The following is a 22,127-nucleotide window of genomic DNA, read 5'->3' on the forward strand; positions in this document are numbered from 1 at the left end:
CCTATGAAGCCAATTTTTAGCCGTGGCCCGTCGCTACAGATTCGCCTTATTCTGGCGGTTTTGGTGGCGCTTGGCGTGATAATCGCCGACAGCCGCCTGGGTACGTTCAGCCAAATTAGAACGTACATGGATACAGCCGTCAGCCCTTTCTACTTTGTCTCTAATGGTCCCCGGGAACTGCTGGATAGCGTTTCGCAAACGCTGGCCACCCGCGATCAGCTCGAACTGGAAAATCGCGCGCTGCGTCAGGAGTTGCTGCTCAAGAACAGCGACTTACTGATGCTGGGTCAGTACAAACAGGAGAACGCGCGTCTGCGCGAGCTGCTGGGCTCTCCGCTGCGCCAGGACGAGCAAAAAATGGTGACCCAGGTCATCTCAACGGTTAACGACCCCTATAGCGATCAGGTGGTTATCGATAAAGGCAGCGTTAACGGCGTTTATGAAGGCCAGCCGGTTATCAGCGATAAAGGCGTTGTAGGTCAGGTGGTCGCGGTCGCGAAGCTGACCAGCCGCGTGCTGCTGATTTGCGATGCCACGCATGCGTTACCGATTCAGGTACTGCGTAACGATATTCGCGTCATTGCCGCAGGCAACGGTTGTACTGACGATTTACAGCTGGAACATCTGCCGGCCAATACCGATATTCGCGTCGGCGACGTGCTGGTCACTTCGGGTCTCGGCGGCCGCTTCCCTGAAGGGTATCCGGTCGGGGTGGTTTCGTCCGTTAAGCTGGATACGCAGCGTGCGTATACGGTGATTCAGGCGCGTCCGACTGCCGGTCTGCAGCGCTTGCGTTATCTGCTGCTGCTGTGGGGAGCCGATCGCAACGGCGCGAATCCGATGACGCCGGAAGAGGTTCATCGCGTAGCGAATGAACGCCTGATGCAGATGATGCCGCAGGTTCTGCCTGCGCCGGATGCGATGGGGCCGCAGATGCCCGCGCCGGCAACCGGTATGCCACAGCAGCCTCTGCCAGCAGGAGGGCAATAGTGGCAAGTTACCGTAGCCAGGGACGCTGGGTTATCTGGCTCTCGTTTCTTATCGCACTATTGCTGCAGATTATGCCCTGGCCGGCGGACATTAGCGTCTACCGGCCAAACTGGGTATTGCTTATCCTGTTGTACTGGATCCTCGCGCTACCCCACCGGGTTAACGTTGGCACAGGCTTTGTGATGGGCGCGATCCTCGATCTCATCAGCGGGTCGACGCTTGGCGTTCGCGCACTATCATTAAGTATTGTGGCTTATCTGGTTGCGCTAAAGTATCAACTGTTCCGTAACCTGGCGCTTTGGCAACAGGCGCTGGTGGTAGTCATGTTATCCCTCTCCGTGGATATCATTGTTTTCTGGGCAGAGTTTTTAGTGATCAACGTCTCTTTCCGTCCGGAAGTGTTCTGGAGTAGTGTAGTAAACGGTGTGCTCTGGCCATGGATTTTCCTGCTGATGCGTAAAGTGCGCCAGCAGTTTGCGGTGCAATAAGGTTGATATGACGATTCTGTATCTTGCTTCAGGTTCTCCGCGTCGGCAGGAACTGCTGACACAGCTTGGCCTCGCTTTTGAGCGCGTGGTTCCCGGTATTGAGGAACAGCGCCGCCCGCAGGAGAGCGCCCAGCAGTATGTGGTCCGGCTGGCGCGCGAAAAGGCCCAGGCTGGCGTCGCGCTGGCACCGCGCGATCTCCCGGTTTTAGGCGCGGATACCATTGTCATCCTTAACGGTGAAGTGCTGGAAAAACCGCGCGATGGCGGGCACGCCGCCGAGATGCTACGCATGCTTTCCGGAAAGACTCATCAGGTGATGACCGCCGTGGCGCTGGCTGATAAGCGGCAGACGCTGGATTGCCTGGTGGTCACGGAGGTCACTTTCCGCGTGCTCTCAGGGCAGGATATCGCCGATTATGTCGCCAGCGGCGAACCTTTAGATAAAGCAGGTGCATACGGTATTCAGGGGTTGGGTGGCTGTTTCGTCAGGAAGATAAATGGCAGCTATCACGCCGTCGTTGGCTTACCGCTGGTGGAAACGTATGAGTTGCTAAGTAACTTTAACTCACTGCGTGAAGAAAAGGGATAAAGATGACTGCTGAATTATTAGTTAACGTAACGCCATCAGAAACGCGCGTCGCTTACATTGATGGCGGTATTCTTCAGGAAATTCATATTGAGCGTGAAGCGCGACGCGGAATAGTAGGCAATATCTACAAGGGTCGTGTCAGTCGGGTGCTGCCGGGAATGCAGGCGGCTTTTGTAGATATTGGCCTGGATAAGGCCGCGTTTCTGCACGCTTCCGATATTATGCCGCACACCGAGTGCGTGGCGGGCGAAGAGCAAAAACAGTTCGCCGTACGCGATATCTCCGAGCTGGTGCGCCAGGGGCAGGATTTAATGGTGCAGGTGGTGAAAGACCCCCTCGGTACCAAAGGCGCCCGCCTGACCACCGATATCACTATTCCCTCTCGCTATCTGGTTTTTATGCCCGGCGCTTCGCACGTCGGCGTCTCTCAGCGTATTGAAAGCGAAGCGGAACGTGAACGCCTGAAAAAAGTGGTCTCTGAATACTGTGACGAGCAGGGCGGATTCATTATCCGTACCGCGGCGGAAGGCGTTCATGAGCAGGAGATGGCTGCTGATGCCGCCTATCTCAAGCGCGTCTGGACGAAAGTGATGGAACGCAAAAAGCGCCAGCAGACCCGATATCAAATGTACGGCGAACTGGCGCTGGCGCAGCGCGTGCTGCGTGATTTCGCCGATGCGCATCTTGACCGGATTCGCGTTGACTCTCGTCTGACTTACGAATCGCTGCTGGAGTTTACCGCCGAATATATTCCGGAGATGACCAGCAAGCTGGAGCACTACAGCGGCCGTCAGCCGATTTTCGATCTCTTTGACGTGGAAAATGAAATCCAGCGCGCTCTGGAACGCAAAGTTGAGCTGAAATCAGGTGGTTATCTGATCATTGACCAAACGGAAGCGATGACCACCGTTGATATCAACACCGGGGCATTCGTCGGTCACCGTAATCTTGACGATACTATCTTTAATACCAATATTGAGGCGACCCAGGCGATTGCCCGCCAGCTGCGGCTGCGCAATCTCGGTGGGATTATCATCATCGATTTCATTGATATGAATAATGAAGATCACCGCCGTCGGGTGCTGCACTCTCTTGAGCAGGCGCTGAGCAAAGACCGGGTTAAAACCAGCATCAACGGCTTCTCCCAGCTTGGGCTGGTAGAGATGACCCGCAAGCGTACTCGCGAAAGCGTGGAGCATGTGCTGTGTAATGAGTGCCCTACCTGCCACGGTCGCGGTACGGTGAAAACGGTGGAAACGGTGTGCTATGAAATCATGCGCGAGATCGTGCGCGTGCATCATGCCTACGATTCCGACCGGTTCCTGGTCTATGCTTCTCCTGCGGTAGCGGAAACGCTGAAAGGGGAAGAGTCGCACGCGCTGGCAGAAGTCGAGATCTTTGTCGGTAAGCAGGTCAAAGTGCAAATTGAACCGCTCTATAATCAAGAGCAGTTTGATGTAGTAATGATGTAATCATCCGTTTTGCTTGCTGATGTCGGGATAAAGAGGCGGGCAAAAGGATGACGCGTAACAGGCTGACAAGGAGAGATGCGTGAGGCGACTGCCCGGGATATTACTGCTCACCGTGGCAACATTGATTGTTGTCGTCGCACTGCTGGTGAGCGGTCTGCGTCTCGTTCTGCCGCAGTTAAACAGCTGGCGTCCGCAGGTGCTGGAAAAAGTCTCCGCGATGGCCGGCGTACCGGTCGATGCTTCAAATATTGTCGCCAGCTGGCAGACTTTTGGCCCGACGCTTGATGTCCGCGATGTTAAGGCCGGCCTGAATGATGGCGGCGAGCTTTCCGCTAAACGCGTCACCCTGGCGCTCGACGTCTGGCAAAGCCTGCTGCATATGCGCTGGCAGTTTCGCGATCTGACCTTCTGGCAGCTGCAGGTTCATACCAATACCCCCATTCAAACGAATAATAGCGGTGAAGGGCTGAAAACCGACCGTATCAGCGATCTTTTCCTCCGCCAGTTCGATCACTTTATTCTTCGCGATAGCCATCTGAGCTTTCTGACCATCTCCGGCCAGCGTGCGGAGCTCGCCATTCCGCAGCTTACCTGGCTGAACGGTAAAAATCGCCATCGCGCGGAGGGGCAGCTTAGCCTCAGCAGCCTGACCGGCCAGCACGGCGTGATGCAGGTGCGAATGGACCTGCGCGATGAAGACGGCCTGCTCAATAAGGGGCGCGTCTGGCTTCAGGCGGATGATATCGACGTTAAGCCGTGGCTTGGGCGCTGGATGCAGGACAACATCGCCCTGCAGAGCGCGCGGTTTAGCCTGGAAGGCTGGATGACTATCGACAAGGGCGATGTCGCCAGCGGCGATGTATGGTTGAAAAAAGGCGGCGCCAGCTGGCAGGGCGATAAAGAGAAGCACCATCTGTCGGTTGATAATCTGACGGCGCACATCTATCGCGATAATCAAAGTTGGGGCTTTCACATCCCTGATACGCGCATCTCGATGGATGACAAACCCTGGCCGCGCGGCGCGCTGTCGATGGCGTGGATCCCGGCTCAGGATGTGGACGGAAAAAATGGTCAACGCAGCGATGAGCTGCGCATTCGCGCCAGCAACCTTAACCTTAGCGGTCTGACCGGGTTGCAGCCGATGGCGGATAAACTGGCTCCGTCGCTGGGCGAAATCTGGCGTACGACGCAGCCGGACGGCAAAATCAATCTTCTGGCGCTGGATATTCCGCTGCAAATGGCGGAAAAAACGCGCTTCCGGGCGGACTGGAGCGACATGTCCTGGAAGCAGTGGAAGCTGCTGCCAGGGGCTGAGCATTTCTCCGGCAACATTGCCGGGAGCGTAGAAAACGGTACTCTGCATGCCAGCATGACGCAGGCGAAAATGCCCTACGAAACGGTCTTTCGCGCGCCGCTGGAGATCGCCAAAGGCGATGCGACCCTCAGTTGGGTGAAGAATGACAAGGGTTTTATGCTCGATGGTCGCGATATTGACGTACAGGCTACCGGCGTTCGCGCTCGCGGTGGGTTCCGCTATCTGCAGCCGCAGGGCGACGAACCCTGGCTCGGTATTCTGGCCGGTATCAGTACCAACGATGGCGGACAGGCCTGGCGCTACTTCCCGGAAAATCTGATGGGCAAAGCGCTGGTGGATTACCTCAGCGGAGCCATTAAAGGCGGTCAGGCCACCGATGCGACGCTGGCTTATGGCGGTAACCCGCATCTTTTCCCGTACAAGCATAATGAGGGGCAATTCCAGGTCACGGTGCCGCTCAAGAACGCCACCTTTGCCTTTCAGCCTGACTGGCCCGCGCTTACCGGGCTTAATATCGACCTTAACTTTATCAATGATGGGCTATGGATGAAGGCCGATAAGGCGATGCTCGGCAACGTGACCGCCAGCAATCTCGATGCGGTGATTCCCGACTATTCGCGAGAAAAGCTGCTGATTGATGCCGACGTTAACGGCCCGGGTAAAGAGGTTGGCCCTTATTTTAACGAGACGCCGCTGAAAGAGACCCTGGGCGCGGCGCTGGATGAGCTCCAGCTGGACGGTAATGTTAGCGCTCGCTTACATCTTGATATCCCCCTGGATGGCGAGATGACCACCGCTAAAGGTGATGTCCGGTTGAACAATAACAGCTTGTTTATCAAGCCTATCGATACCACATTGCACAACCTGAGCGGTAAATTCAGCTTTGTAAACGGCGACCTGAAAAGCGAACCGATGAGCGCGAGCTGGTTTAATCAGCCGCTGAATCTTGATTTCTCGACCACCGAAGGCGCGAAAGCATTTCTCGTGAACGTCGGGATGAACGCCAGCTGGCAGCCTGCGCGTACCGGTTTATTGCCGAAATCCCTGGACGGCACCCTGAGCGGCAGCGTGCCCTGGGACGGAAAAGTCGCGATTGAGCTTCCGTATCGCGGTAGCGCGGCCTATAAGGTTGACCTCAACGCTGACCTGAAGAGTGTAAGTAGTCACTTACCTGCGCCGTTAGATAAGCAGGCCGGGGAGCCGTTGCCGGTAAAAATTAAGGTCGATGGCGGCTTAAGCAGTTTTAATCTGGCCGGCTCAATGGGGGCGAAGAACCATATTAATAGCCGCTGGCTGCTGGGTCATAAGCTGACCCTGGACCGCGCTATTTTAACCACGGACAGTAAAGCCGTTTCTCCGCTTCCCGAGCAGCCAGGCGTGGAGCTGAATATGCCGCCGATGGATGGCGCGCAGTGGCTGGCGCTGTTCCAGGGCGGAGCGGCGAATGACGTCAGCAGTAATCTCGTCTTCCCGGAGCAGGTCACGCTGCGAACGCCGGCGTTAACGATGGCGGGCCAGAGCTGGAATAACGTTAGCCTTGTCTCCCGGCCCGATGCCGGGGGAACGAAGATTGAAGCCCAGGGGCGTGAAGTCAACGCAACCCTGACGATGCGGAAGAACGCCCCGTGGCTGGCGGCCATTCGCTATCTCTACTACAACCCAACGGCGGCGAAAAGCCGCGGGACAGAAAAAAGCAGCGCCCCGCTGGCCGATACCAACATTGATTTCCACGGCTGGCCGGACCTTCAGCTTCGCTGCGCCGAGTGCTGGCTGTGGGGGCAAAAATATGGCCGTATCGAAGGGGATTTTGATATTCGCGGCGATACCCTGACGCTGGCGAACGGACTGGTCGATACCGGTTTTGGCCGTCTGACGACCGATGGCGTATGGGTGAGCGCGCCGGCGGGCGTACGAACCTCTTTGAAAGGTAAGCTGCACGGTAATAAAACTGACGATTTCGTGAACTTCTTCGGCGTCTCCACGCCGGTAAAAGGTTCGTCGTTTGATATCGATTATGACCTGCACTGGCGTGCGCCGCCGTGGCAGCCCGACGTTGCCTCGCTTAATGGGATCCTCAAAAGCCGTCTTGGAAAAGGCGAATTTACCGACCTCAGCACCGGTCATGCCGGCCAGCTTCTGCGTTTGTTGAGCGTTGACGCGCTCCTGCGCAAGCTGCGCTTCGACTTTAGCGATACGTTCAGCGAAGGGTTCTACTTTGATTCCATTCGCAGTACGGCGTGGATTAAAGACGGCGTTCTGCATACCGACGATACGCTGGTCGATGGTCTGGAAGCGGATATCGCCATGAAGGGGTCGGTGGATCTCGTGCGTCGTCAGCTGGATATGCAGGCCGTGGTCGCGCCGGAGATTTCTGCGACCGTGGGCGTCGCCGCGGCCTTTGCCGTTAACCCGATTATCGGCGCCGCGGTCTTTGCTGCCAGTAAGGTACTGGGGCCGCTGTGGAACAAGGTCTCTATTTTGCGCTATCGCATCACCGGTCCTATCGATCAGCCGCAAATTAACGAAGTGCTGCGCCAGGCGCGGAGCGACAAAAAGCAATGATTTGACGATTGTGCGTAATTACCGCACTCTCAATAGATAGCCTTTTTTATTTCCGCCCCTGAGGCGGCAACAAACGAGTAGCAAAACGATGAGTCTGAACCTGGTAAGTGAACAATTACTGTCGGCAAACGGCCTGAATCATCAGGATCTGTTTACCATTCTTGGCCAGCTGGCCGAGCGCCGTCTGGATTACGGCGATCTCTATTTTCAGTCGAGCTATCACGAGTCCTGGGTTCTTGAAGACAGCATCATTAAAGATGGTTCGTACAATATCGACCAGGGCGTTGGCGTCCGCGCGGTGAGCGGGGAAAAAACCGGCTTTGCCTATGCTGACCAGATTAGTCGACTGGCGCTGGAACAGAGCGCACAGGCGGCCCGCACCATTGTACGCGACCATGGGGATGGTAAAGTGCATACCCTTGGCGGGGTGGAACATCGTTCCCTCTATACCAGCATCGATCCGCTGCAAAGTATGAGCCGGGAAGAGAAGCTGGATATTCTGCGCCGGGTGGATAAAACCGCCCGCGCGGCCGATAAGCGGGTGCAGGAAGTTTCCGCCAGCCTGACCGGCGTCTACGAGTTAATTCTTGTCGCCGCCACCGACGGCACGCTGGCGGCGGACGTTCGCCCGCTGGTTCGCCTTTCCGTCAGCGTGCTGGTGGAAGAGGATGGTAAACGCGAGCGCGGCGCCAGCGGCGGCGGCGGCCGCTTTGGCTACGACTATTTCCTGGACTCGCAGGATGGCGACGTTCGCGCGGATGTTTGGGCGAGAGAAGCCGTGCGTATGGCGCTGGTCAACCTGACCGCCGTCGCGGCGCCTGCCGGGATGCTGCCGGTTGTGCTGGGCGCGGGCTGGCCTGGCGTCCTGCTGCATGAAGCCGTCGGTCACGGCCTGGAAGGTGACTTTAACCGTCGCGGGACGTCGGTATTCAGCGGCCATATGGGCGAACTGGTGGCCTCTGAGCTGTGCACCGTAGTGGATGATGGCACCATTGCTCACCGTCGCGGCTCCCTTGCCATTGATGATGAAGGCACGCCGGGCCAGTATAACGTTTTGATCGAAAACGGCATTCTCAAAGGCTATATGCAGGACAAGCTCAACGCCAGGCTGATGGGCGTGGCGCCAACCGGTAACGGTCGTCGCGAATCCTACGCGCACCTGCCTATGCCGCGTATGACCAACACCTACATGCTGGCGGGGAAATCTACGCCGCAGGAGATTATCGAATCGGTCGATTACGGCATCTACGCGCCGAACTTCGGCGGCGGTCAGGTGGATATCACCTCCGGGAAATTTGTCTTCTCCACGTCTGAAGCCTACCTGATTGAAAAAGGTAAAGTGACCAAAGCGGTGAAGGGCGCGACGCTTATCGGTTCAGGTATCGAAGCGATGCAGCAGATTTCGATGGTGGGGAACGATCTGAAGCTGGACAGCGGCGTCGGTGTTTGCGGCAAAGAGGGCCAGAGCGTACCGGTTGGCGTCGGTCAGCCTACGCTCAAAGTGGATAAACTCACCGTCGGCGGTACTGCCTGATACTTCTCAATGCGCTTTCGCCCGCGGCGAAAGCGCAAATCACCTCCGCGGAGTCGCGATGAAAGCCGCGCGTCAGCAGCAGATAGTCGAACTACTCAACCAGCATCACACCTTAACCACCGAAGCGTTGTCCCATCTGCTGCAGGTCAGTATCGAGACCATTCGTCGCGATTTGAGCGAGCTGCAGAAGCAGGGGCGTATTCAGCGTAGCCACGGGCAGGCGCGCGTTCTCCAGCGTAACAATCACAACGGCGAGAAGCCTTTTCAGCGCCGCGTGAAAAGCCATTATGCCCATAAATCTGATATCGCGCGTACGGCGCTGGCGTGGATTGATGAAGGGATGACGATCGCCCTGGATGCCAGCTCAACCTGCTGGTTTCTGGCGCGTCAGCTACCGAATATGACCCTGACGGTGTTTACCAATAGCCATCCGGTCTGCGTAGAGCTGGGCCGCCGTGAGCGGATCCAGCTGATCAGCGCCGGGGGGCAGCTCCTGCGTCAGTATGGCTATTATGTTAATCCGGCGCTGTTTTCTCAGGTCAAATCGCTGGAGATCGATCTGTTTATTTTTTCCTGCGAGGGGATCGATAACGATGGCGTACTCTGGGATTCGAGCGCCAATAATGCCGCCTACAAATCGCTGCTTCTGAAACGTGCGGCGCAGTCGCTATTATTAATCGACAAAAGCAAATTTGATCGTTCCGGGGAGGTGCGTATCGGCAATCTCCGCGACGTAACGCAGATTATTTCCGATGCCGGGCCCGATAATCTGTTCTTACCCTCTGTGGCGGGCTCGGGCCGCTAGCGGGCAATCCCCCGGCCGTGCATCCCCTGGTAAATCTTCGCCACCCCGACGAAATACTCAGTCAGGTAATTAATGCATACCTGTACCTTCAGCGGTAGCTTATCTTTCTCGGTATACAGCGCGTATACCGGTCGCGGATCGGACTGGTAGCTCGGCAGCAGGATCTCCAGTTCGCCGCGGTTGATCTCTTCGATCGCCCACATCAGCGGAACGTAAGCCACGCCGACGCCTGCCGTCAGCCAGCGCACCAGCGTCATCGGATCGTTGGTGACGAATCTGCCCTGAGGGATCAGCTTGGTTGAAATCCCTTCCGGAGCGATGATTTCAAATTCGTTATCCGGCCGGACGCTGTATTCCAGCCACGAGTGGCTGGCGAGATCCGCCGGTTTTTCCGGACATCCGGCGTGCTGAAGGTAGCTTTTTGCCGCGCAGAGCACCATCGGCATGGAGCCCAGGCGGCGGGAAAAGAGGCTGGAATCCTGCAGCGCTCCCACGCGAATAACCACATCCAGGCCGTCCGCAATCAGGTCCGGCGCGGGAATGCCTGTGACCAGATTGATTGAGAGACCCGGGTGCTCTTTGAGCATATCGGCGGTTATGCGAGCCAGGACATTCTGTGCCATAGTTGAAGAACAGCCGATGCGCAGCGTACCGATGGGCGTATTGTTAAACGCGTACAGCTGTTCATGGACATCCTGGACTTCGAACAGCATTCGCCGACAGCCTTGATAATATATTTTTCCCGCTTCTGTTAAGCCAAGGCTGCGCGTACTGCGGTTGAGCAGCTTAACCTGCAGTTCATCTTCCAGTTTGGCTACCGTCTGGCTGATGGAAGAAACGCTCATCTGGAGCTGGCGGGCCGCGGCGGTGAATGAACCTAATTCGACCACTCTGGCAAAAACGGACATGCGTTTTAATCGTTCCATTATTCACTCTGGCTTAAAAGTGATTTAGATCACACATTATAGATAAGACCGCAATTGTTACGTTACTATATAGTTAGCTTAATAATAAACGCATCGCGCATATCACCTGTACGCTTCTTATCAAGGTCATCATGAGTCTGTTTCCTGTCATTGTGATTTTCGGCTTGTCGTTTCCGCCGATCTTCTTTGAATTGCTATTGTCGCTAGCCATCTTCTGGCTGGTGCACCGCCTGCTGGTTCCAACGGGCATCTATGATTTTGTCTGGCACCCGGCACTGTTTAATACCGCGCTATATTGCTGCCTGTTTTATCTGATATCACGTTTGTTCGTTTGAGGTTGATGTGAAAACACTAACAAGAAATATCCTCCGTACCGCAATCACTGTGATACTGGTTATCCTTGCATTTATGGCGATTTTTCGCGCATGGGTGTATTACACCGCCTCGCCCTGGACGCGCGATGCGCGTTTTAGTGCGGATATTGTGGCCATCGCTCCCGATGTCTCCGGCCTGATTTCGCAGGTGAATATCAAGGATAACCAACTGGTTAAGAAAGACCAGGTTTTGTTCGTCATTGACCAGCCGCGTTACCAGAAGGCGTTAGCCGAGGCTGAAGCCGATGTCTCCTACTATCAGACTCTGGCGCAGGAGAAACGCGTCGAAGCCGGCCGTCGTAACCGCCTTGGCGTCCAGGCCATGTCCCGGGAAGAGATAGACCAGGCGAATAACGTTCTGCAAACCGTTGAGCATCAATTAGCCAAAGCGACGGCAAGTCGCGACCTGGCGAAGCTTGACCTTGAACGTACGGTGATTCGCGCCCCGGCCGACGGCTGGGTGACCAACCTGAACGTTTACCGCGGCGAGTTTATCACCCGAGGCTCCACCGCGGTTGCGCTGGTGAAGCAGAATACCTTCTATGTTATGGCCTATCTTGAAGAGACCAAGCTTGAGGGCGTGCGCCCCGGTTTTCGTGCTGAAATTACCCCGCTGGGAAGCGTACACACCCTCAGGGGCACCGTCGACAGCATTGCTGCAGGCGTCACCAATGCCAGCAGCAGCAGCGATTCAAAAGGGCTGGCCTCTATTGATTCTAACCTTGAATGGGTACGTCTGGCACAGCGGGTGCCGGTACGTATTCGCCTCGATCAACAGCAGGGCAATCTCTGGCCAGCGGGTACCACCGCGACGGTGGTGATTACCGGTAAAGAGGATCGCGATACTCGCCAGGCAAACTTCTTCCAGAAACTGGCGATGCGCCTGCGTGAGTTCGGTTAATCGCCATGGGGATCTTCACCATCGAACTCCGGCATCTCCGCTTCGCCGTTAAGTTAGCCTGCGCGGTGGTGCTGGCGTTATTCGTCGGTTTTCATTTTCAGCTGGAAACGCCGCGCTGGGCGGTGCTTACCGCCGCCATCGTTGCTGCCGGCCCGGCGTTTGCCGCAGGCGGGGAGCCTTACTCCGGGGCGATCCGCTATCGCGGGATGCTGCGTATCGCCGGCACCTTTATCGGCTGTATCGCCGCGCTGGCGATCATCATCCTGATGATCCGCGCCCCGCTGCTGATGGTGCTGGTATGCTGCCTGTGGGCCGGATTCTGCACCTGGATCTCCTCGCTGGTGCGGGTTGAGAACTCCTATGCCTGGGGCCTGGCGGGCTATACCGCGCTTATCATTATTATCACTATTCATGAAGAGCCGATGCTGGCGCCGCAGTTCGCCGTTGAGCGATGCAGTGAGATTGTCATCGGTATCGTCAGCGCCATTGTGGCCGACCTGCTGTTTTCTCCGCGTTCGATTAAAAAAGAGATCGACCTTGAACTGGATAATCTGCTGATCGATCACTATCGCCTGATGCAGCTTTGCGTGGCGCATGGTGATAAAGATGACGTCGATAAGGCCTGGAGCGCGCTGGTGCGTCGTACCAACGGGCTGGAAGGGATGCGCGGCAACTTGATCATGGAGTCCTCGCGCTGGGCAAAAGTGAATCAGCGGCTGAAGGCGATCAATACCCTCTCTCTGACCTTAATTACTCAGGCCTGTGAAACCTATTTGATTCAGAATACCCGGCCTGAGATGGTGACGGATGATTACCGCGAGCTGTTTGCTGAACCGGTCGAGACCGTGCAGGACGTGCACCGCCAGCTAAAGCGGATGCGCCGCTTCTTGACCTGGAAGGGAGAGCACAATACGCCGGTAACAATCTACAGCTGGGTAGGCGCTGCGACGCGCTATCTGCTTTTGAAGCGGGGCGTGGTCGGCAATACCAAAATCAGCCGTATTGAAGAAGAAGTGCTGCAAGGCGAAGTGGTGGTGAAGGCGGAATCCGCCGAGCGGCACCATGCGATGGTCAACTTTTGGCGTACGTCTATCTCCTGTATCCTCGGTACGCTGTTCTGGCTGTGGACCGGCTGGACTTCAGGAAGCGGGGCGATGGTCATGATTGCGGTTGTCACGGCCTTAGCGATGCGTTTACCTAATCCGCGGATGGTAGCTATAGATTTCCTCTACGGCACGTTGGCGGCGTTACCGCTGGGGGCGCTGTTTTTCCTCGTGATTATGCCCGCGACGCAGCAAAGTATGCTGCTGCTGTGTATCAGCCTGGCGGTGATGGCCTTTTTTATCGGCATCGAGGTACAAAAGCGGCGGCTGGGCTCGCTGGGGGCGCTGGCCAGCACCATTAATATTCTGGTGCTCGACAATCCGATGAAGTTTGAATTCAACCAGTTTCTTGATAGTGCCCTGGGCCAGATCGTCGGATGCTTCCTTGCGCTGATGGTGATCCTGCTGGTTCGTGATAATTCGCAGGCCCGTACCGGCCGCGTGCTGCTCAACCAGTTTGTCTCGGCGGCGGTATCATCGCTGACCACCAATATGGCGCGACGTAAAGAGAACCACTTGCCGGCCCTGTATCGTCAGCTCTTTTTGTTGCTGAATAAATTCCCTGGCGATATCGCCCGCTTTCGTCTGGCGCTGACCCTGATTATCGCGCATCAGCGTCTGCGCGATGCGCCGGTACCGATAAATGACGATCTGTCGGCCTTTCACCGGCAGCTGCGACGTACCGCGGATCGCGTCATTTCAGCCAGTAGTGATGATAAGCGCCGCTACTATTTTGCCCGCTTGCTTGATGAACTGGATATCTACCAGCAAAAATTACAGCATTGGGAAGCCTCTCCGCAGGTGACCGAGCCGGTACGCAGGCTGGTGGAGATGCTGCATAAGTACCAGCATGTGTTAACCAACAGCTAACCGCCAGAACCGACGCCGAAGCGTCGGTTTTTTTATCGCTATACTTAACGCTCAGAGTATGAATTCCGCCGTCAGAGTGGAACTACACGCCGGGATGACCGGGCTATGAAAAGTTGCAGGTGTGGACGGGATGCGGGCAATGACTACCTATACCTTTGATTTTGATGAAATAGCTGAGCAGCAGGATTTTTATCGTGAGTTTTCTCGTACCTTTGCTTTAGCGCGTGAGAAAGTGAATAACCTGGATTCTCTGTGGGAGGCCGTGACCGCCGGGCTGTTACCCTTACCGCTGGAGATTGAGTTTATTCATTTAAGCGATAATCAGCGGCGGCGTTTCGGCGCGTTAATTCTGCTCTTTGATGAGGCGGAAGAGGAGCTGGAAGGGGAGCTGCGTTTTAATGTGCGGCAGTCATAAAAAAGCCCCCGACGGAGCGGGGGCAAGTCGTCGGATAAGACGACGAGGGTTTATTTGTACAGCTCAGCCGTAGCGTGCCAGTTATCGCCGGTACGGGCTTCAATAATACGGTAGCTGCTGGCGCCTTCTTTCTCAGCTTTAGCCGCCAGTTCCTGACGCATATCCATCGGCGCGCTGCCTACCTGAGAAACGGAAACGGTGCCCATGGACTGCAGATTTTGCGCCTGTTCGGCGTTCACTTGATTAACGGCGGCGTTTGCGCCGAAAGAGAGAACGGAAGCCAGACCCAGGGATGCGATGATAATTGCGCTTTTCATAATTTTTTCTCCAACCTTCATATTTGCAGCGGCGGGAGGCTTAATGAACCTGGGGCCGCTGGAGAGATTCTGTTTCAGTTAATGACCGACAATCGTTAAATCTTATTTATAAAGTTCAGCCGTTGCGTGCCAGTGGTCACCGGTACGTGCTTCAATAATGCGGTAGGAAGAAGCACCTTCTTCTTGTGCTTTTTTGTTCAGCATTTCGTGCATATCCATCGGGGAAGAACTTACCGCGCCGACGGAAACGGTGCCGATTGCCTGACGGCCTTGAGCCTGTTCGCTGTTGATAGAGTCAGCGGCGAAGGCGCCAAAAGACAGAACGGAAAGGATGCTTAATGCTGCTACAGTGGTTTTGATTTTCATGATGTTCACCTCGTCGAATCTTTTTGTTGGGGCCTTTGTTTCGTGACCCTCATCACAAAATCAAGTATACACTAATCACAGAAAAAATTAATACCTTGCTAATTGTTTTTCATGTAAATAATTACAAAGAAATGTCTTTTTTATAACATATAAGAATTAGAAATGTCTTTTCTTCGCCACGTGTGGTCATTATTGCTAATAAAATCATAATGATAGGTGAATTTGATCTTTTGTGCGCTTAAGCCGGTTTCATCACGTAAATGAATGTATAGAAGCGGAAAAACACACAAAATGTTAAAGAAATGATAATTTTTTGAAGGGATACCCTCTGGCGCTAACCAGAGGGAAGGGCATCAGAGTTCCTGCTCAAACAGGACGAGAATGGCGTCATGCAGCTCTTTAACGGTAAAACCTCTGGCCGGGGTGGTAAAGATAGTGTCATCACCCGCAATGCTGCCGAGAATCCCTTCGGCTTTGCCAAGGGAGTCCAGAAGCCGGGCGATCAGCTGCGCTGCGCCTGGGCTGGTATGAATAACCACGACCGAATCGTTATAATCGATATCCAGCACCAGGTTTTTTAGCGGGCTGGAGGTCGTCGGGACGCCAAGCTCGGCGGGCAGGCAGTAAACCATTTCCATTTTGGCGTTACGCGTGCGTACGGCGCCAAACTTGGTGAGCATACGTGAGACTTTCGATTGGTTGATATTATCGAAGCCTTCCTCTTGCAGGGCCTGAACGATTTCACCTTGAGAGCTGAATTTCTCTTCTTTAAGCAGCGCTTTAAACGCTTTAACCAGTTCTTCTTGTTTTGCCGAACTACGCATAAGTCACCCAATTATGGTGGTAAAAACAACATCATTATGCATAAGCATGCATTTTTATGCAAATAATCCGCAGGGGAGAAGCGTAAATAATGTTATGAAGGGCGCATATTTTAGCAAAAAACACTAATAAGGAACATGCTTTCGTCACGGCGCGCAAATTGCCACAAAAGTAAATGAAATGTTATTAAATGATGTTGTTCTGCTCAATACGCTGGGTGTATTGTAACCAACAGTCGATCCGGTACTACGCTTTGCTGGATGGTCAGTCTCAGGGAGGAAAATGCGAAGCTGCTGCATCGCTGCGCACGACCACGCATTCTTCAGCCATAATTATTGTAATTGTTCATCTTGTGAATTAAGGTCCAGGCGACGGAGTAACGAAAGACTATTTTAACCATAATAAGGAGTTTAGGATGAAAGTTGCAGTCCTCGGCGCCGCTGGTGGAATTGGCCAGGCGCTTGCCCTACTACTTAAGACCCAACTGCCTTCAGGTTCAGAACTCTCGTTGTACGACATTGCTCCGGTAACCCCGGGCGTGGCGGTTGATCTAAGCCATATCCCTACCGATGTAAAAATCAAAGGTTTTTCCGGCGAAGACGCCACCCCTGCGCTGGAAGGCGCTGATGTGGTGCTGATATCCGCGGGCGTAGCGCGTAAGCCCGGCATGGATCGCTCCGATTTATTCAATGTTAATGCCGGTATTGTGAAAAATCTGGTACAGCAAATCGCCAAAACCTGTCCGCAGGCCTGCGTCGGGGTGATTACCAACCCGGTGAACACCACCGTGGCGATTGCCGCAGAAGTGCTGAAAAAAGCCGGTGTTTACGATAAGAACAAGCTCTTTGGCGTTACAACGCTGGATATTATCCGCTCGAATACCTTTGTTGCCGAACTGAAAGGCAAATCTTCATCAGAGGTTGAGGTTCCGGTGATTGGCGGCCACTCAGGCGTGACTATCCTTCCTTTATTGTCACAAATTCCGGGCGTCAGCTTCAGCGAGCAGGAAGTGGCCGATTTGACTAAGCGCATTCAAAATGCCGGTACTGAAGTTGTGGAAGCAAAAGCCGGTGGCGGCTCAGCAACGCTCTCGATGGGACAGGCCGCCGCGCGATTCGGTCTCTCCTTAGTTCGCGCCATGCAGGGAGAGAAAGGGGTAGTGGAATGCGCCTACGTTGAAGGTGATGGTCAATATGCCCGTTTCTTCTCACAGCCGCTGCTGTTAGGCAAAAATGGCGTAGAGCAGCGTCAGTCTATCGGCACGCTGAGCGCGTTTGAGCAGCAGGCGCTGGAGGGGATGCTGGATACGCTGAAGAAAGATATCGCCCTTGGCGAAGACTTTGTGAATAAATAACGTTTCATGAAAAGAAAAGCCGGAGCCTGGGTTCCGGCTTTTTTATGGCTTTCTCCCACCCCTGAATGACTCAACCTGCTGGTAAATCTGCTAAACTCCCCGCGTCTTGAGCGGTAATAAACGAGGACGTTGTGAAAAAAATCGAAAGAAAGCAGACCAGGGACCACATTACGCAAATGCTCCGTTACGAGATCCTTTCCGGTAGCATGAAACCGGGGGATGAACTCGCGCAGGAGAGTATTGCGGAACAGCTGGGGCTTTCTCGTATGCCGGTTCGGGAAGCGCTACAGGCCCTTGAGCAGGAAGGGTTTCTGGTGCGTTTGCCAAACCGCCATATGCAGGTCGCCAGGCTGGCGCCTGACCACGTCAGTCATATTTTCCGGGCCATTGCGGTGATGGCAACGGAGCTTTTTTCATTGGTACCCGCAGCGGCGTGCGAATCGCTGGCGGCCAGCGCGCGCGCGCTGGGGCATCCCGGTGAGCGAGCGCGAGAGCTGGCGTTCCACGAGACGCTCATTTCTTATATTGATAATCGCTATCTGGAAAAAATTTATCAGCAGTTTTTGGATGGTTATATCGGTTATGTCATTCTGTATCTGAAAGAGGATAATCAGGAGTCGGCGCAAATACTCAGCTCTCTGATGGAGGCTATTCGTCAGGGCGATCGCGCCGAGATCGCGCAGGAAACGCAGCGTTATTTCCTCTCTCTGGCAGAAATAATGCGTCAACACATGAAGGATTGGGAAAGTGCAGAAGCCTCGATTAGGGAAAATTAAGCTTCTTTCAGCGAAAGAGCAGGTCGCGGCAGTATTACGTAAAGCTATACTGTCGCGAGATTTAGTTGAAGGGCAAGAAATTACCCTTGAAGGGATCGCCACCATGGTCGGCGTGTCCAGTATGCCCGTGCGTGAAGCATTTCAGATACTGGCTGCGGATGGGCTGATTAAAGTCCGGCCCAATAAAGGGGCGGTCGTGCTGGGAATTAACGAACAAACGATCCGCGAGCATTATGAGATTCGCGCGCTGCTGGAGAGTGAAGCAGTCGCTAAAGCGTGCCGTCCCGGGACGGACATTTCGCGCATTGCCGAAGTGCATTACTCTGCGGAAAAAGCGCTGGCGGAAAATAACTCAGCTGAATATTCAGACCTGAACCAGGCGTTTCATATGGAGATATGGAACGCGGCGGGAAATGGCAAAATGAAGCTGCTGCTCAGCAATATGTGGAACGGGCTTTCGATGGGGCATAAGGTCACTGAGGAAGAGTACGCGATCATTTCCATCCGCGAGCACAAGGGGATTTTACAGGCCCTGGAGCAGCATAATGAAGCGCTGGCGCGCCAGCGAATGCGCGAGCATATCATCCGTTCGATGGAGAACATGCTAACGCGCTACGTCGAAGAACCCTCCGCTTGATCGCATCGCCTGTAGGATCGCTGCAGGCGTCTTACTTATTCATTTCATAAATAAGTTTCGATAAGTGACTGCTTTCGCGAGATTTTGATAAAGATCTCAATCCTGAAGCTTTCGAAAAAAACGCGTTGACTTACTCTTTGTATGGGAATAATTTCCCCTCGTCAATATTGGATACAATATCATATATCATTGATGGGATAACTATAAATATGGAACCGATTACCATTACCCTATGTTTGCTGGTGTTTGCTATCGCCATGTTCGTGTGGGAAAAAATCCCCCTTGCGGTCACGTCTATGGTGGTTTGCGTCGTGCTGGTGCTCACCGGCGTGCTCAATCTCAAGCAGGCTTTCGCCGGCTTTATCGACACCAACGTTATTCTCTTCGTCGCCATGTTTATCGTCGGCGGGGCGCTATTTGAAACCGGAATGGCGAATAAGGTGGGGGGCGTGATTACGCGCTTCGCGAAAACGGAAAAACAGCTGATTTTTACCATTATGGTTGTGGTTGGCGTGATGTCCGGTTTTCTCTCCAATACCGGTACCGCAGCCGTACTGATCCCGGTCGTTATCGGCGTGGCGGCGAAATCAGGCTTTGCCCGTTCCCGGTTGCTGATGCCGCTGGTTTTTGCCGCCGCGCTCGGCGGTAACCTGTCGTTGATTGGCGCGCCGGGCAACCTGATTGCGCAGTCAGCTTTGCAGAATATTGGCAGCGGTTTTGGCTTTTTTGAATATGCCAAAGTCGGTTTACCGATGCTGATTTGCGGCGTTATTTACTTCCTGACCATCGGCTATAAATTCCTGCCCAATCACCCGAACAGCGGTGCAGTTGGCAGCATCGGTGAACAGCGCGATTACAGCCACGTTCCGCGCTGGAAGCAAATCCTCTCTTTGGTTGTTCTGATCGCCACGATCCTCGGCATGATTTTCGAAAAGCAGACCGGTGTGAGTCTGGCGGTAGCGGGCTGTATCGGCGCGCTGGTGCTGGTGGTTACCGGCGTACTTACAGAAAAGCAGGCCTATAAAGCCATAGATTCTCAGACCATTTTTATCTTCGGCGGCACGCTGGCGCTGGCGAAAGCGCTGGAAATGACCGGGGCGGGAAAACTGGTGGCGGATCACGTGATTGGCATGCTGGGGCAAAACTCTTCGCCGTTTATGCTGCTGGTGGTGGTCTTTGCGCTGTCCATCATTATGACTAACTTCATGTCCAACACCGCGACCGTCGCGCTGTTAGTACCGGTGAGCCTGTCGATTGCCGCGGGCATGGGCGCCGATCCTCGTGCGGTGCTAATGGCGACGGTTATTGGCAGTTCTTGCGCCTACGCTACGCCAATCGGTATGCCTGCCAACATGATGGTGCTGTCGGCAGGTGGCTATAAGTTTGTCGACTACGCCAAATCCGGCATCCCTCTGATTATCGTTTCCACCATTGTCAGCCTGATTCTGCTGCCAATCCTTTTCCCTTTTCATCCGTAATGAACGGAAGCTGTCCTGACTAAGGAGCCTGTATGAGCAAAAGTGAACAGATATCCCATATGACCAATGTGATGGCCAAATTTGTGGGGTATACCGGCAAAGTCTTACCTGATGACGTCACTGCAAAACTGGAAGATTTGCATAAGAAAGAGACCAGTAAACTGGCTGACGTTATCTTTACGACCATGATTGAGAACCAGCGTCTGGCAAAGGAGCTGGATCGCCCTTCCTGCCAGGATACCGGCGTGATTCAGTTTCTGGTGGAGTGCGGGGCTAACTTCCCGCTGATCGGCGAGCTGGAAGCGCTGCTGCGTGAAGCGGTGATTAAAGCGACCGTGGATTCCCCGCTGCGCCACAACAGCGTTGAGACTTTTGATGAATACAATACCGGCAAAAACGTGGGTAAAGGCACGCCGACGGTGTTCTGGGAGATTGTCCCCAATTCTGACCAGTGCAGCATTTATACCTATATGGCTGGCGGCGGCTGTTCCCTGCCGGGGAAAGCGATGGTGCTGATGCCGGGCGCGGGTTATGAAGGTGTTACCCGCTTTGTTCTCGACGTGATGACCAGCTACGGTTTGAACGCGTGTCCGCCGCTGCTGGTCGGCGTGGGCGTGGCGACCTCCGTTGAAACGGCGGCGCTGCTGTCGAAAAAAGCGCTGATGCGTCCGATCGGTTCGCATAATGAAAATGAACGTGCGGCCTCGCTGGAAAAAATGCTGGAAGACGGTATTAACAAAATTGGCCTTGGGCCGCAGGGGATGTCCGGTAATACCTCCGTTATGGGCGTGAATATTGAAAACACCGCGCGTCATCCTTCCACCATTGGGGTGGCGGTGAACGTGGGCTGCTGGTCGCACCGGAAAGGGCATATCGTTTTTGATAAAGACTTGAACTACACCATTATGTCTCACAGCGGAGTGAATTTCTGATGACGAAAAAAATCCTTACTACGCCAATTAAAGATGAAGATTTAGCCGATATTAAAGCTGGCGATATTATTTATCTCAATGGCCATATTGTTACCTGCCGTGATGTGGCGCACCGTCGCTTAATTGAAGGTGGCCGTGAATTACCCGTTGATGTTAGCGGCGGCGCTATTTTACACGCCGGGCCTATTGTCCGTCCGATTAAAGGCGAAGACGATAAGTTTGAAATGGTCTCCGTCGGACCAACGACCAGCATGCGCATGGAAAAATTCGAAAAAGAATTTATTGCAAAGACCGGCGTGAAATTAATTGTTGGTAAAGGCGGTATGGGGAAGGGCACTGAAGAGGGCTGCGCGGAGCATAAAGCGCTGCACTGCGTATTCCCGGCCGGCTGCGCGGTAGTAGCCGCGGTGTGCGTGGAAGAAATTGAAGATGCGCAGTGGCGCGATCTGGGGATGCCGGAAACGCTGTGGGTATGTCGGGTGAAAGAGTTTGGCCCGTTAATTGTTTCTATTGATACTCATGGTAATAACCTGTTTGAACAGAACAAAGTTATTTTCAATCAGCGTAAAGAGATTGTCGCTGATGAAATATGCCAGAACGTAAGTTTCATCAAATAAACCTGATTACGTAAATTGCACGGTAATGGTGGTAATGCGTTATGACGATAATAATAACCAAGGGTTCTGGCCGGGGGCGGCTCAGGGAAATCCACCCTTGTTATTTCTTCGTCATAAATAGCACCATTATCGTGCCTCCTGCCTGAAGGCTATTTTATGACTGATGCAGCACTGCTATTAGGTGAAGGCTTCACCCTGATGTTTCTCGGCATGGGGTTCGTGCTGGCGTTTCTGTTTCTGCTGATTTTCGCCATCCGCGGCATGTCCGCCGCCGTCAACCGCTTCTTCCCGGAACCGGCTCCCGCGCCGAAGGCCGCACCCGCCGCCGTAGCGCCCGCTGACGACTTCGCCCGCTTAAAGCCGGTGATTGCCGCCGCTATCCACCACCATCGCCGACTTAACCCTTAATTCACGGAGGAATCCATGACCGTTGCCATTACCGATGTCGTCCTGCGCGACGCCCACCAGTCCCTTTTCGCCACCC

At 54.3% G+C, this 22,127-nt stretch carries 23 protein-coding genes; 19 read left to right on the plus strand and 4 right to left on the minus strand.

Going from position 1 to position 22,127, the window contains the following annotated elements:
- Nucleotides 1-3: 3 nt before the first annotated feature.
- The 7 genes from mreC to fucR all read left to right on the plus strand — a co-directional run bounded on the left by mreC (nt 4) and on the right by fucR (nt 9,755).
- Nucleotides 4-990, plus strand: a complete 987-nt coding sequence (mreC, locus tag FQK12_RS20830) for a rod shape-determining protein MreC (protein ID WP_004106252.1) — start codon at nt 4-6, stop codon at nt 988-990.
- Nucleotides 990-1,478: a rod shape-determining protein MreD gene (mreD, locus tag FQK12_RS20835; protein WP_004125830.1), complete on the plus strand. Its 489-nt coding sequence runs from the start codon at nt 990-992 to the stop codon at nt 1,476-1,478. Before mreC ends, mreD begins: the two co-directional genes overlap by 1 nt.
- A gap of 7 nt (nt 1,479-1,485) precedes the next feature.
- A complete protein-coding gene (locus FQK12_RS20840) occupies nt 1,486-2,067 on the plus strand; it encodes a Maf family protein (protein WP_014227015.1) in 582 nt (193 codons plus the stop codon).
- Between the two features lie 2 nt (nt 2,068-2,069).
- Nucleotides 2,070-3,539, plus strand: a complete 1,470-nt coding sequence (rng, locus tag FQK12_RS20845) for a ribonuclease G (protein ID WP_004125826.1) — start codon at nt 2,070-2,072, stop codon at nt 3,537-3,539.
- A gap of 79 nt (nt 3,540-3,618) precedes the next feature.
- Nucleotides 3,619-7,416, plus strand: coding sequence for an AsmA2 domain-containing protein YhdP (yhdP, locus tag FQK12_RS20850; protein WP_014227014.1), 3,798 nt, complete (start codon nt 3,619-3,621; stop codon nt 7,414-7,416).
- A gap of 88 nt (nt 7,417-7,504) precedes the next feature.
- Entirely contained in the window at nt 7,505-8,950 is a 1,446-nt protein-coding gene (gene tldD, locus FQK12_RS20855; RefSeq protein ID WP_004854666.1) for a metalloprotease TldD, read from the plus strand.
- Nucleotides 8,951-9,008: 58 nt separating this feature from the next.
- Nucleotides 9,009-9,755 (plus strand): L-fucose operon activator, encoded by a 747-nt coding sequence (gene fucR / locus FQK12_RS20860; RefSeq protein ID WP_014227013.1) that lies wholly within the window; start codon nt 9,009-9,011, stop codon nt 9,753-9,755.
- Here the strand turns inward: fucR and aaeR are convergent.
- The gene (gene aaeR, locus FQK12_RS20865) at nt 9,752-10,681 is read right to left on the minus strand and encodes an HTH-type transcriptional activator AaeR (protein ID WP_004854659.1); all 930 of its coding nucleotides are present in this window, start codon (nt 10,679-10,681) and stop codon (nt 9,752-9,754) included. The genes fucR and aaeR overlap by 4 nt on opposite strands.
- A gap of 131 nt (nt 10,682-10,812) precedes the next feature.
- Here aaeR and aaeX point away from each other — a divergent pair, with 131 nt between their 5' ends.
- The 4 genes from aaeX to FQK12_RS20885 all read left to right on the plus strand — a co-directional run bounded on the left by aaeX (nt 10,813) and on the right by FQK12_RS20885 (nt 14,344).
- A complete protein-coding gene (gene aaeX / locus FQK12_RS20870) occupies nt 10,813-11,016 on the plus strand; it encodes a p-hydroxybenzoic acid efflux pump operon protein AaeX (RefSeq protein WP_002918640.1) in 204 nt (67 codons plus the stop codon).
- A 7-nt stretch (nt 11,017-11,023) separates the two neighbouring features.
- Nucleotides 11,024-11,956, plus strand: a complete 933-nt coding sequence (gene aaeA, locus FQK12_RS20875; protein WP_004854657.1) for a p-hydroxybenzoic acid efflux pump subunit AaeA — start codon at nt 11,024-11,026, stop codon at nt 11,954-11,956.
- A 5-nt stretch (nt 11,957-11,961) separates the two neighbouring features.
- Nucleotides 11,962-13,929, plus strand: a complete 1,968-nt coding sequence (gene aaeB, locus FQK12_RS20880) for a p-hydroxybenzoic acid efflux pump subunit AaeB (protein ID WP_014227012.1) — start codon at nt 11,962-11,964, stop codon at nt 13,927-13,929.
- 139 nt (nt 13,930-14,068) lie between these two features.
- A complete protein-coding gene (locus tag FQK12_RS20885; RefSeq protein ID WP_004854654.1) occupies nt 14,069-14,344 on the plus strand; it encodes a barstar family protein in 276 nt (91 codons plus the stop codon).
- Nucleotides 14,345-14,394: 50 nt separating this feature from the next.
- Here the strand turns inward: FQK12_RS20885 and yhcN-B are convergent, their stop codons facing one another.
- The 3 genes from yhcN-B to argR all read right to left on the minus strand — a co-directional run bounded on the left by yhcN-B (nt 14,395) and on the right by argR (nt 15,851).
- The gene (yhcN-B, locus tag FQK12_RS20890; RefSeq protein WP_004106229.1) at nt 14,395-14,661 is read right to left on the minus strand and encodes a DUF1471 family stress response protein YhcN-B; all 267 of its coding nucleotides are present in this window, start codon (nt 14,659-14,661) and stop codon (nt 14,395-14,397) included.
- Nucleotides 14,662-14,763: 102 nt separating this feature from the next.
- Nucleotides 14,764-15,027 (minus strand): peroxide/acid stress response protein YhcN, encoded by a 264-nt coding sequence (yhcN, locus tag FQK12_RS20895; protein WP_004106226.1) that lies wholly within the window; start codon nt 15,025-15,027, stop codon nt 14,764-14,766.
- Between the two features lie 353 nt (nt 15,028-15,380).
- Nucleotides 15,381-15,851, minus strand: a complete 471-nt coding sequence (argR, locus tag FQK12_RS20900; RefSeq protein WP_004106225.1) for a transcriptional regulator ArgR — start codon at nt 15,849-15,851, stop codon at nt 15,381-15,383.
- Between the two features lie 413 nt (nt 15,852-16,264).
- Between argR and mdh the strand changes: the two genes are divergently transcribed.
- From mdh to FQK12_RS28015, 8 genes are all read left to right on the plus strand, one after another.
- Nucleotides 16,265-17,203: a malate dehydrogenase gene (mdh, locus tag FQK12_RS20905; RefSeq protein WP_014227011.1), complete on the plus strand. Its 939-nt coding sequence runs from the start codon at nt 16,265-16,267 to the stop codon at nt 17,201-17,203.
- Between the two features lie 131 nt (nt 17,204-17,334).
- Nucleotides 17,335-17,979, plus strand: coding sequence for a GntR family transcriptional regulator (locus FQK12_RS20910; RefSeq protein WP_014227010.1), 645 nt, complete (start codon nt 17,335-17,337; stop codon nt 17,977-17,979).
- Entirely contained in the window at nt 17,951-18,616 is a 666-nt protein-coding gene (locus FQK12_RS20915; RefSeq protein ID WP_014227009.1) for a GntR family transcriptional regulator, read from the plus strand. Before FQK12_RS20910 ends, FQK12_RS20915 begins: the two co-directional genes overlap by 29 nt.
- 209 nt (nt 18,617-18,825) lie before the next feature.
- A complete protein-coding gene (locus tag FQK12_RS20920) occupies nt 18,826-20,094 on the plus strand; it encodes an SLC13 family permease (protein ID WP_014227008.1) in 1,269 nt (422 codons plus the stop codon).
- Nucleotides 20,095-20,126: 32 nt separating this feature from the next.
- A complete protein-coding gene (gene ttdA / locus FQK12_RS20925; RefSeq protein WP_014227007.1) occupies nt 20,127-21,026 on the plus strand; it encodes a L(+)-tartrate dehydratase subunit alpha in 900 nt (299 codons plus the stop codon).
- Nucleotides 21,026-21,643, plus strand: a complete 618-nt coding sequence (gene ttdB / locus FQK12_RS20930) for a L(+)-tartrate dehydratase subunit beta (protein ID WP_014227006.1) — start codon at nt 21,026-21,028, stop codon at nt 21,641-21,643. The genes ttdA and ttdB overlap by 1 nt, the downstream gene beginning before the upstream one ends.
- Before the next feature lie 156 nt (nt 21,644-21,799).
- Nucleotides 21,800-22,051: an oxaloacetate decarboxylase subunit gamma gene (locus tag FQK12_RS20935; RefSeq protein ID WP_038423748.1), complete on the plus strand. Its 252-nt coding sequence runs from the start codon at nt 21,800-21,802 to the stop codon at nt 22,049-22,051.
- A 15-nt stretch (nt 22,052-22,066) separates the two neighbouring features.
- A partial coding sequence (locus tag FQK12_RS28015; protein ID WP_370380338.1) for a hypothetical protein occupies nt 22,067-22,127 on the plus strand: 61 nt, incomplete at its 3' end.

It is taken from the genome of Klebsiella sp. ME-303 (assembly GCF_007910085.1).
Lineage (GTDB): Bacteria > Pseudomonadota > Gammaproteobacteria > Enterobacterales > Enterobacteriaceae > Klebsiella > Klebsiella michiganensis.